10 protein-coding genes are annotated in these 11,290 nt (G+C 33.2%); 7 read left to right on the top strand and 3 right to left on the bottom strand.

Features of this window, described 5'->3' with window-relative positions; genetic code table 11:
• Positions 1–73 precede the first annotated feature (73 nt).
• From ACOQOS_RS16095 to ACOQOS_RS16065, 7 genes are all read left to right on the top strand, one after another.
• Positions 74–2,344, top strand: coding sequence for a hypothetical protein (locus ACOQOS_RS16095; RefSeq protein WP_420571493.1), 2,271 nt, complete (start codon positions 74–76; stop codon positions 2,342–2,344).
• A gap of 18 nt (positions 2,345–2,362) precedes the next feature.
• Complete coding sequence (locus tag ACOQOS_RS16090; RefSeq protein WP_420571492.1) at positions 2,363–3,256, top strand: hypothetical protein; 894 nt, start codon at positions 2,363–2,365, stop codon at positions 3,254–3,256.
• A gap of 43 nt (positions 3,257–3,299) precedes the next feature.
• The gene (locus ACOQOS_RS16085; RefSeq protein ID WP_420571491.1) at positions 3,300–4,223 is read left to right on the top strand and encodes a hypothetical protein; all 924 of its coding nucleotides are present in this window, start codon (positions 3,300–3,302) and stop codon (positions 4,221–4,223) included.
• Positions 4,213–5,568 carry an ATP-binding protein gene (locus tag ACOQOS_RS16080; RefSeq protein WP_420571490.1) on the top strand — a complete coding sequence of 452 codons (1,356 nt, stop codon included), beginning with the start codon at positions 4,213–4,215 and terminating at the stop codon, positions 5,566–5,568. Before ACOQOS_RS16085 ends, ACOQOS_RS16080 begins: the two co-directional genes overlap by 11 nt.
• A 9-nt stretch (positions 5,569–5,577) precedes the next feature.
• Positions 5,578–6,102: a hypothetical protein gene (locus ACOQOS_RS16075; protein WP_420571489.1), complete on the top strand. Its 525-nt coding sequence runs from the start codon at positions 5,578–5,580 to the stop codon at positions 6,100–6,102.
• A gap of 20 nt (positions 6,103–6,122) precedes the next feature.
• Entirely contained in the window at positions 6,123–7,907 is a 1,785-nt protein-coding gene (locus ACOQOS_RS16070; protein WP_420571488.1) for a DUF4157 domain-containing protein, read from the top strand.
• A gap of 61 nt (positions 7,908–7,968) precedes the next feature.
• Complete coding sequence (locus ACOQOS_RS16065; protein ID WP_420571487.1) at positions 7,969–8,850, top strand: DMT family transporter; 882 nt, start codon at positions 7,969–7,971, stop codon at positions 8,848–8,850.
• Between the two features lie 137 nt (positions 8,851–8,987).
• Here ACOQOS_RS16065 and ACOQOS_RS16060 read toward each other — a convergent pair whose 3' ends face one another.
• The 3 genes from ACOQOS_RS16060 to ACOQOS_RS16050 all read right to left on the bottom strand — a co-directional run bounded on the left by ACOQOS_RS16060 (position 8,988) and on the right by ACOQOS_RS16050 (position 11,072).
• On the bottom strand, positions 8,988–9,563 hold the full coding sequence (locus ACOQOS_RS16060) for a DUF2911 domain-containing protein (RefSeq protein WP_420571486.1): 576 nt from the start codon (positions 9,561–9,563) through the stop codon (positions 8,988–8,990).
• A 2-nt stretch (positions 9,564–9,565) separates the two neighbouring features.
• Positions 9,566–10,372: a DUF6503 family protein gene (locus tag ACOQOS_RS16055; protein WP_420571485.1), complete on the bottom strand. Its 807-nt coding sequence runs from the start codon at positions 10,370–10,372 to the stop codon at positions 9,566–9,568.
• A gap of 100 nt (positions 10,373–10,472) precedes the next feature.
• On the bottom strand, positions 10,473–11,072 hold the full coding sequence (locus ACOQOS_RS16050; RefSeq protein ID WP_420571484.1) for a methyltransferase domain-containing protein: 600 nt from the start codon (positions 11,070–11,072) through the stop codon (positions 10,473–10,475).
• Between the last annotated feature and the right edge of the window lie 218 nt (positions 11,073–11,290).

Below are 11,290 nucleotides of genomic sequence, written 5' to 3'. Positions count from 1 at the left end.
GAATAGAAGTAGACATAACTAAAACAGCCAATTAGATTAAAAAAATTAATTAACAAACTAAAAAATAAAATTTATGAGTTCTTACAATGAAAATCTACATTCAGGTGTTGTTTCGTCATTGAACGCACAAGAATTAGACTTACAAAATGTAGAAGCAAAATTGGAAGCATCCATGTTTTCGCTCTACTACGCACAAGGTGCACGAATTACAACCGCAGAAGAGTTAGAAGTAACAACTGCGAAGTACGCTTATCAGAAAAAAGTAAATGAACAGGCTATTATTGACAGTGATGTTTCAACCAATGTGTTACAGTCTGCTAATAATGCTAAATCGTATACAGCAACATCAGTAACAAATACATCTGTCGCTGCAGCCAATGTTCAAATTGCTGCCAATGCTATTTTAAAATTAGCAAGTGATACAGGAAGTATTTTTAGCATTGTAAATGCTGCTGATTTTGATACTGATATTTATGCACAAAGCAATAAAGCATATGTATTGATGAATGATACTGCTTATGCTGCAGAACAAGCATCACAACATAGTATGGAAGCTTCGGCAGCGATTGCGGAAGTTACAACAAACACGTTATCAGATAAAGCTACTGTAACAGATACTTCCATCAAAGATTTACTAAGTGTAGTTACCAAACAATATGATGATACTACTGCTTTATTGTCTTCACAAAGTGCAGAACTAGCCACAGCAAATACAAAAGAAAAACAAGCAGAAGGAACATTAGAAGATTATAGTGTTTCATACAACGCTACAAAAGAAGCCTATGCTTTAAGTAATAGTGAACTAAATTTAGATCTTACTGTTGCAACGCCTATTACAATTGGTGATCATGATAGTTATACGGTTTCTTTCAATAATTATAAAAGTGCATTTAATGTAAAACCTGCAGATGGAGCAGACAAACCTGTTGGGTATCCTGTTCAGAATTACTACATCATGCTTGTAGAAAATAGTAAAAGTGCTACGTTTGGTATTAATGATGCTGAAGGTATTGTGACAGAAGGCTTTTCAGATCGTTTTGTACCGATAACACCAAGTACTGAAAATGCAGCTGGTATTATTCAGAAGATTTACACTACGGGAACAAGTACGGCTGAGAAACCTGTTTTATTAGATTCTGAAGGAAAACCTTTAGAGTTAGGAAAAGAGTATGTTGTGTTTGTACTTACTGTATTTACAATGGCTTACAAGAAAACGATCAATGTATTTGACGATTACTTATCAGCGCCATCAAAAATGTTTACACTACAAAATCAATTGAACGCAGCAGATTCTAGTGGAATTCAACAGCCAACATCTGATAACGTTATCAACTTTGGTGTTTTTGAAAACCCTAAGTATTTACAAAATAATGGTACGGAAAATCTTAAGAACATACAATATCGTTGTGCTTTACTACCGAATGATCAAGAGTTAGTTCGAGGTTTATTAACAACCGAAGAGTTACAATACATTGATGCACAAGTACAAGATAGAGAACAACTGGAGTTATTGTATGATGAAAAAATTAGTGATGTACAAGCAAAAATTGATGCGCTTACTACAGAAGCTACAAAAGTTGAGCAAGCGCCACCAAAAGGTACAAAAGACGCTAAAACCACAAAAAGTGCTGCCAAGAAAACTTCTAAAAATGACACAAATGGCATTACAAATGCACAAAGAAAACAGTTGTTACAAGATCAGTTAGCCATCTTACAAGCAGAAAAACAACAAGCTTTGGCAGAGGAAGATCATTTACAACCAGGTTTCTTTTTTAATTTAACAATTGCAGAGGAAATTCCAGCAGGTAGTTATACAGATGCAAAACCTGGAAATCAGACTTTAATAGAATATTTATTAAGAGATATACTAGATGTATTTAAAAAACTTGATAACGATAAGGTAAAAGCATTAAATACAAGTATGACTAACATTTCTAAGAAGAAATCGAATACAGAAACAGACATAGAACAATTTATCGCAGATGCTGTAACATACATTGAAGATACCATCAAAGAAGTAGAAACAAAACCATTAAAAAAGCTGCTTCCAGATTACGATCAATTAATTAAGGATTTAATTTTACTAGCAAGAGGTTATAAGTTCTATTCAAAACAAGTTACGCTAGCTGCAGAAACGACCGATAATTTTGGAAACCGCTTGATCAACAAAAACGAATACATTCCTGCGATCATTACGATTACAAGTAATCCAGATGAAAGTATCAATACACAGTTTATAAATGCGCTTTCAGATTTTCAACATACAGCATCATTTAAATACAATGATCCATACGCTGTAACTAATGAAGTAGTGTCATATCCAAAACAAACAACATTAAACTAATATAAAAAGCTATACATCATGAGTAGAGAAACCATATTAATTCCTGATACAAGCACGACAAGCAAGTACGGAATTACAGAAAAAAAGAAGCAAGAAATAGATTTTTTAACACAGGAAGTCTTAAACGCAGAAAATGAAGTACAACAATACCAAGCTATTGTAGATTCATTAACTGAGAAAGAAAACAAGTTAACTGTTGATTTGGCAACTGCTGAAGCTAATAAAGCACAAGCATTAGACAACAAAAATGCTGTGGATACAGTCATAAGCAATGCCAAAGATTTATACGAAAATTCAAAGGCAACTTATACGGAGTTAAGTGGTACTGAAAATCAATCAGTAACAAATACAACTCAAACTCCTTCTGGAGCTGAACCAAAAATAAAATTAGTAGCAACTGAGATCAATACGGTAGTGAATAAGCTTATTTATTCGGCAGAAGTCATCAATAAATTATCAAACCTTGTGATACGCAAAAAAGCAACAAATCCATTAATTTCTGATGAATTAGTAACGATGGTTACACAAGCTAGTAGCGATGCAAACAATGCTGTTGCTTTAACATTGGTAGCTTTAGAATCTGTATTTGCTTCACAAGCAACTACGATTGAAGCAAAATCTGCAATGTCGCTCGAATTGTTGCAAGCTACAAAGTTATATGAATTCATTATCGGAGAAGAAATTGACAATGTAGAAAATGAAGATATGCCAGCTGCAAATGAATCGCTTAAATATTATTTGTACACAGCTTACAATATTACAAGTAATATGTATGAAGAAGTATTAAAAGCTTCTAATGATACTACAGCACAATTAAATGCTGCCGAAGCATCACTCAGCAAAGCACAAGTAAAATTAAAGTCATTACAGTCTGGACTTGCCGCAGCAAATGCCGCAGCATTAGCATCATAAACTTGATTATATTATAACAACAATCACCTAAAACAAAACAATTATGGACGATGTATTTAAAAGATTTTACAGAAGTTTTTATAATAGAACAAATGGTTTTATACCCACAAAACCATTAAATCAAAATATCTATCCTGGTGATTTTTTTCAGATAAAAAATGGAGAAATGATTGTTTTAGGGAATATTTTTAGAAAAAATATAGTCAATACAGATGAAGTAGTTTTTGAAAATGGAATACAACTCAATCCTTCCAATTGGAATTTTAGTGAAGGTGTTACCAAACCTTATTCTGGAAGAGATTCTGGACACAATCCAATTGAAGGAGATTTTGAGTTTAGCAAACAGGTATTAGCTTTTGACGGATTTGGAAGTTTCTTCTTTAAAAGTAGCACTCCCGAATCTGTTAAATTTGCTAATTGGGGCGATTTTAAGCAAGAGCTTATCATCAAAATGACCCAAACTTATTATTCGTTCAGAGAATTATACATTGTTACAGAAAGTGCAACTGCAAAAGACTGGACATTAGCCATAGCAGGTTCTGACAAAGCAGAATTAGAAATTGCTACAGAATCTGAAAACTTCGGATTGGTAGATATTTTTGGAGATTCGAACGCAAAAACCATTCAAGCTAGAGAAATTGAGTTTTATCACAGAGAAGACAAAAAGAAACCTTCTTTTTTTAAAGCAAAGAAACTCATTATTCAGCAAGAAAAATTAGATGTCTTTATCAGTCAATTAATTGCTGAACGAACACAAGTTCCTACTTGGGCAGAAAATTTTTATGAATACGATTTTTATCATTTAGGCGGTCCATATTCTCCACCAAATACAAGCAATGCACAAGCATCTTTACTAGATATGTTGCAGGCCAATCAACTAAATCCAAATACGGCTTTGCAATATTTTTCATGGACAAATGCCAATTTAGACGACGTAGAAAAACTATTTGAAAGGTATGGAAACTAATGAATACATAGTTTCTCTGTATCAAGAAATAGATTGGTTACAAAATGTAATCAATCAGGTAATTAGCGTGTATTTACAACATGAAGGCACCGAAAATATGCATTGGACAGATATACCAATGCCTGATGTTGAGAATATAGATTCGCCTTTTGCCAATACCATCAAAACTTGGAATTTGACAAACTTAGAACGAATGGCTTTAATCTTGGCCATTACACCACATATTCGCCCAGAAGCATTGGATATTTTCTTTGGTCAAAATAAAATTTACAACCGAGGTTTTACAGAATTTGGAGGTGTTATTGATAAAAGTCATAGCGGATTTTTGCCTACAGGACAAACGCTCTTTTTTTTACTTACGACTTTAAATCCCGAATGGAGTTTGGAGGTACTTTCGTTTTTTAAAAATGATCATATTTTTCACAAAGAACAGGTATTAAACATTGAATCTGTAGACGATTATTTGCCAAAATTTAATGGTGTTTTAAATATTAATCATCGATGGTTGCATTACTTTATTACGGGAGAAAAACTCAAACTAGAACACAGTGTTACATTTCCAGCTCAAAAAATAACAACCAATTTAGCATGGGATGATATTGTGCTAAATCCTAGTATTATGGATCAAGTGACAGAACTAACTACATGGCTGTCTCATAAAGATACATTATTGAATGATTGGGGATTATCTAAACATTTAAAACCTGGTTACAGAGCCTTATTTTACGGTCCGCCAGGAACTGGTAAAACATTAACAGTTTCTCTTTTAGGCAAAAATTTAGGTTTAGATGTATATCGTGTCGATTTATCTATGATTGTGTCAAAATATATTGGAGAAACGGAAAAAAACCTATCGCGAATTTTTGATACTGCTGCGCATCAAAATTGGATTCTATTTTTTGACGAAGCCGATGCATTATTTGGTAAACGTACCAAAGCGAACTCGTCAAATGACCGACATGCCAATCAGCAAACAGCATACTTATTACAACGTATTGAAGATTTCCCTGGATGCATCATTTTAGCTTCCAATTTAAAGGCAAATATGGACAAAGCATTTTCGAGAAGATTTCAGTCGATCATACACTTTCAAATGCCTTCTGTGGAAGAACGTTTCACACTTTGGAAAAATGTATTTACAGGAACTTGCACATTGGCAGACAATATTGATTTGTACAAAATTGCTGAAGATTATGAACTTGCAGGTGGCGCCATTATCAATGTACTTCGTTATTGCGCATTAGCAGCTATTCAACGTGGAGATACTATTGTAAACAAACAAGAGTTGCTCACTGGAATCAGAAGAGAATTGAAAAAAGAAAATAAAACAATTACACAATCATAATCATTTTTTATGATAGTAGATATAGAAGAACTCATATTATTACCGGAACATTCACGATTACTCGTGATGAATTCTTGGCGACATGATATTCCACAAGAATATAGGAATATTATTATAGCCAACGCACTCAATCATTGTACTATTCATAAGCAGCTAAACTTAATTGGTTATTTGATAACAAGCAGGCGTTTATTTATTATTGGAGCGAGCGAAACCACAGCTTTTCAGGAAATACTATATAATTTTTACTATCAAGTAGAAACAGGAATTGCTGAGTATAAAAAAAGAGTCAATGAATATGATGATGTATATCACAAAGTACATTATGCGCAACATAAATTATTTACACCGTATCCTTTTTATAATGACTACATCAGAAACTTAATCATTGGAAAAGACGTTGAGTTGGATTACTACGATCCATATCTGGCACGATTAAAAGCATACATTCACAATCACAACTATTGTTCTGCCTTAGATTACGCTGGTGGAAAAAGTCCTGTAATTGTGGATACTAATGAGATAATACTATAAGTACTTTAGCAGCATTTACCATGAAAAAACACCTTTCCAAAACATCACAAGAAAAGACACAGCAAACGGCTGCTGCACATCATACAAAAGCTAACGGAAAGATTCTGGAAGACAATCGTCCGTCAACTATAATACAACAAAAGAAGAATAACACAGGTTTACCTGACAATTTAAAAGCTGGAATTGAAAACTTATCAGGCCATTCTATGGATGATGTAAAAGTACATTACAATTCATCCAAACCTACTCAGCTCAATGCGCATGCTTACGCACAAGGAACTCAAATTCATTTGGCTTCTGGACAAGAAAAACATTTACCTCATGAAGCTTGGCATGTAGTACAACAAAAACAAGGTCGTGTACAACCTACAAAAACAGTAAAAGGCGCAAAAATTAATGATAATGCTGGTTTAGAAAAAGAAGCTGATGTAATGGGCGCAAAAGCGGTGCAGCGGAAAGCTATCGTAAAAAAAAAAGTAACAAAAGTTCATAATTCAAGTACAACTCAATTACAAGCCATCATTCAGTTTCTTAAATCGCATGCAGAAAAATTTATTTTAAATAATAACTTAGGTATTGGATCTACCAAAGGCGAAGTAGAAGCATATGTAAAGAATAAAGGAAATCCTTTCGATTTAAGAAAAGGTTTAGTAGAAGCTTGGAATAATCCAGGTGCACGAAGTAAACGGAAACGAAGTAGTATGCACTCAATTACTGTACCTGATGACCTACGACCAACAAGTACTAACTTTACTTCACAGGGCGATTTGTCAGGTTGGAATTCTGATGATGAAGATATGCTTGATTTAAGTAAAACTATCAAAAAGAAGAGAAAAAGTAGTATCGATTTATTACGTGGCGATTCAAAAAAGAACAAATCTAATGTTCCTGTTGTAGATATTTTTGATGGTATTCGTTTTGGGCGTCAAGTCAATAAACGTGATGATTATAGTCATTTACCATTTAGTGTAGATTTGGGAGGACATCAAATTGAATTTGACAATCCTGGAACAAAAGATATTTATGCAACACCTCTCAATAAAGTTGAAGAAAAAAAGTCGAGGAAAAGAAAACAAAAAATAGTAGCCAAAAAGAAGTTTAAACGTGCAGGGACAAGTCAACAATATAACTGGAAAAAATTAAGTACACGCTTAGACAATCAGAAATATAAAAATAGAAAAAAGAGGCAGTTACAGATGCTACGTTTTTACTTAAAAAAAGGCGGAAAAACAAAAATGGATCGCTTTACCGCAGAAGCCTTGGCTGCTATAGGTTCAGATTTAATGAAAGGAAGCAAAGGTGGTCGCTACTTTTTACACAAAGCTATTAGAAAAGTAAACTCGAGTAAAAAAGGAATGTCTTTTGGTCAACTTTTTTCGGGAAGTAAACCTGCGTACAAACCTGCTGCTATTGGCGGACGTGCTTTGGTAACTGATATGAATAATACTATTGAAGTTGAAGCAAACAGACTGCTCGGTTTAAATAATTGCTTAATCAATGCTATTTCTAGAGCTGCACATGGCAGAAAACCTAATTTAGGACAATTAATGCGCATTAGAGAGCAAATTGGTAGTTATGGCGATATGTTAGTGGCTTCTCCTCGTATTATTTTAATTATTAGACAAGTACTTAACATTCCTAATACGATTAGAATCATTTATCCAGGAAGAATTCTTCCTGAAAACTTCCCAGGAACAGGAAATAGATTAGATATATATCATGTAAACGGAAATCATTTTACAGAACGTCGTCCGCTTGTCGCTGGAAAAAATAAAAAGAGAAAACCAAGGAAAAAACGATTGTAATAAATTGAGATATCAAAAATTATTTCAACTACTTTTGTGACCATAAAAAATCACAAACTTCATGCTCAAAAAAGCCATTCAATTTATGATCATTAGCGCCATTGGCTTTGCTTTTTTGAATGCCATTGTAAAGTATCTAGGCGATTTTAACGCGTATCAAATTGTATTTTTTAGATCTATAGGAACCTTATTTTTTACCATTCCATTGTTGTTGAAATATAAGTTGCCTTTCTCTGGAAATAAAAAAACATTACTCATACTGCGTGGTATTCTTGGTGTTACGTCCATGTCACTGTTTTTTATGTCTACAAAACACCTTCCTATCGGATCAGCAGTTTCCTTACGCTACATCTCTCCTATTTTTGCAGCAGTTTTTGCATTTTTTATTTTAAAAGAAAAAATAAAACCGATACAATGGCTATTTTTCCTCATTGCCTTTAGTGGCGTTGTAATTCTCAAAGGATTTGACAGTCAAATCAATACTACAGGACTTTTATTGATTCTGGCTTCTTCTTTTTTCAGTGGATTGGTATTTATTATTATTCGTAAAATTGGTGCTGACGATCATCCTATTGTGGTTGTTAATTACTTTATGATGATTGCATTAATTGCTGGCGGTATTTTGTGCATTCCGTATTGGAAAACACCTGTAGGTTGGGAATGGATTTTACTATTGAGCTTGGGAATATTTGGTTATGTTGGCCAGTTATACATGACCAAGGCACTGCAACTCGCAGAAACCAACAAAGCTGCACCATTAAAATATATAGAAGTTATTTTCACTATGCTCATTGGATTGAGTTGGTTTCATGAATCGTATACAATGTGGAGCGTTTTAGGAATTCTACTCATTATTATTGGACTTACGTTAAATACGTATACAAAAACCTCAAAATCAAATACTTCAAAGCAATCTCACGAAGCATTAAACGGAAAAAATTAAAAACATTTCGACGCAAGCGTAGGAGCATTTAAATCTCGATTATCGAGTAAAAAATTATGCAAAAAAAAGCACTTACAAGTGAATGCAAGTGCTTTTTAAAATTCAATTGATCATCTAAACTAAAAATTGAATCCTTTTTATTTTAATGTAATTGGAAACTCTGCAACTGTAGTATCCCAACCAATTTTTAAATGAACAACATTTTTGCTTTTCTCATATAAAACAACTGATAATTGCTCAATTTCTTTATCACTTTTTTGTGTTGGTACGGTAATACTTGCTACATCTTTAGAAGCGTCATATGAGTAATTTCCCCAACCATCATTTTCTGAGTTAATCTTTAATGTCCATGAATCCTTATTTGGAATAATGATTACTGAATAACGACCTGCTTTTACTTTCGTATCTCCTACCATAGCATCCGTTAAGAATAAAATTTCTGTCGATTCATTAGCTCCAACTCTCCATGCTTTTCCAAACTTTAATAAGTTTCCAAAAACTTCTCTTCCTTTCTTAAAAGGTCTCGCATAAATCACTCTAATTTTTGGCTCTAATGATTTTTTCTGTTCAGCTGTTTTAGCAAAAGCTCTTTTTGGAGCATTTGTAGGATAATGAGCAATATCTGTTGGGCTCTTATCTACTTTTGGGAAATCTTGTGCATTTACTGTACTTACTGCTGCGAAAAACGCAAGCATCATAACGATTTTTTTCATGATTACTTTTTTAAATTGATTACTTTCTCTGTTTCTATTTTTGATAATTCTTTTAATGTTCCTTTCTCGTATAAGGCTGGCAAATCTTTTAATGGTGTACCAACTTCTGCTTTGTAATTGATATAATCTTGAAAAGTGATTCCATCAACAACTCTTGTATTATAAGCGCTTCTAAAACGAACGCCGCCACCATTTACTTGGTAATTATATGCTAAATAATCTATTTTCTTTGTGTTTTTATTGATCCAATAATGATACTCATCATCATGATCTTCTCCGCCACCTTCTTCATTAAATGTAATTTCCAAAACATCATACTTTTGTCCTTTAATTATCGTTTCCTCAACAAACTTTTTGTTTACTGCGCCATCATTTAATTTATGCGGTAACGTAGCAAAATAGATTACTGAATTTACAGCACCAATGGCACTATTTTGTTTTTTTTCAGAAAGTGTTACTGGTTGATTGTTTACTTGGCGTGAAAAATTTCCGTTGTCAAGAACATCAAGTGTTGTTGTTCCGTCTTTTGTTGTTTCTAGTTCGTATGTATAATTAGTTCCATCATTTTTGAAGCGAAACGTTTTGCCACGAAATACAAATTCGTAATTCGCCTGATCGTATAACTTTCCGCCATGCGCTTTGATAGTTTCTTGTAAAATTTGCGTTGCTTTATCTACTGTCTTTACAGCTTCTTTTTGGGTAGTTTCTGCAACAGTTTTTGTGGTTTCTGGAGCAGATTTCTCTTTGGTCTCACAAGCCATCAAACTGGCAAACAAGGAAATGACCAAAAACAATTGAATCGATTTCATAAAAATAGATTAGGTTGTGTACTAACTTTAGTATATTAGTTTCTTATTAATTCCTGAGTTTGTCGAATTAATTACAAGTCCTTTCTTTTTTTAACAGTTTTTAACTTTTTACAAAAATTCCAAAAAGTTCATTGTCTGCCCGTGGTGGAATAGAGTTGTGTGCTTTTTCAAAAGTTTTGATGTCAAAATAAGGTGTAAAGTATGCTACATATTCTGTTTTACTTCCACCAAAAGGACGTTTTTCTAAATCGCCCGTTAAAGGAATATCAAACCATAAACCGATTAGTTTCCCATTAGGTTTCAATAGCTCAGCCATATGTGTTGCATATTGCTTGCGAGTTTCTGGTAAAGGTGGAAATGAACAGAAAAATGTTTGTTCTATAATTAAATCATAGGTGTTTTTATGTAAAAAGAAGTCTTCACACACTAAGTTTTCAGCAGGAAATTCAGGATTTCGTTGTTGGAATGCTTTCAAAGGAATTTCAGAAATATCTAAGATATATATATTTTTAAAGCCTTGTTGTAGTAAATATTCAGCTTCGTACGCATTTCCGGCTCCTGGAATTAAAATCTTCAACGTTTTATCTTCCAACTGATCAATATATTCTTTTAAAGGTGTAGAAGGTGAACCAATATCCCAACCTGTACGTTCATCTTTATAACGTTGCGACCAATAATCTTTTGTTGTGGTAGAATTCATAGAAATACTTTTAGAGGTAAAGTTCTGAAAAGAATTTTAGTTTAAAAAGTGATTCAAAATTTTAACCATGAATTCACGAATGTTTATTTTTTTAATCTTTCAATCATTTAACCTTAAATCAAGCCCATAAAAAAACAAAACCCTTGCTTCTACTGAAACAAGGGTTTTTTTGTGAGTAATTAAGAACTTTACGTTGGCTTAAAACGTATAGTTGTTAA

The sequence above is a fragment of the Kordia sp. genome, assembly GCF_965224175.1.
Taxonomy (GTDB): domain Bacteria; phylum Bacteroidota; class Bacteroidia; order Flavobacteriales; family Flavobacteriaceae; genus Kordia.
The sequence above is the reverse complement of the archived record's forward strand: the minus strand, read 5'-3'. Positions and strand labels throughout refer to the sequence as shown.

Coding starts and splice junctions, on each gene's coding strand:
- ACOQOS_RS16095 (WP_420571493.1), top strand. CDS start 74: ATGAGTTCTTACAATGAAAATCTACATTCAGGTGTTGTTTCGTCATTG.
- ACOQOS_RS16090 (WP_420571492.1), top strand. CDS start 2,363: ATGAGTAGAGAAACCATATTAATTCCTGATACAAGCACGACAAGCAAG.
- ACOQOS_RS16085 (WP_420571491.1), top strand. CDS start 3,300: ATGGACGATGTATTTAAAAGATTTTACAGAAGTTTTTATAATAGAACA.
- ACOQOS_RS16080 (WP_420571490.1), top strand. CDS start 4,213: ATGGAAACTAATGAATACATAGTTTCTCTGTATCAAGAAATAGATTGG.
- ACOQOS_RS16075 (WP_420571489.1), top strand. CDS start 5,578: ATGATAGTAGATATAGAAGAACTCATATTATTACCGGAACATTCACGA.
- ACOQOS_RS16070 (WP_420571488.1), top strand. CDS start 6,123: ATGAAAAAACACCTTTCCAAAACATCACAAGAAAAGACACAGCAAACG.
- ACOQOS_RS16065 (WP_420571487.1), top strand. CDS start 7,969: ATGCTCAAAAAAGCCATTCAATTTATGATCATTAGCGCCATTGGCTTT.
- ACOQOS_RS16060 (WP_420571486.1), bottom strand. CDS start 9,563: ATGAAAAAAATCGTTATGATGCTTGCGTTTTTCGCAGCAGTAAGTACA.
- ACOQOS_RS16055 (WP_420571485.1), bottom strand. CDS start 10,372: ATGAAATCGATTCAATTGTTTTTGGTCATTTCCTTGTTTGCCAGTTTG.
- ACOQOS_RS16050 (WP_420571484.1), bottom strand. CDS start 11,072: ATGAATTCTACCACAACAAAAGATTATTGGTCGCAACGTTATAAAGAT.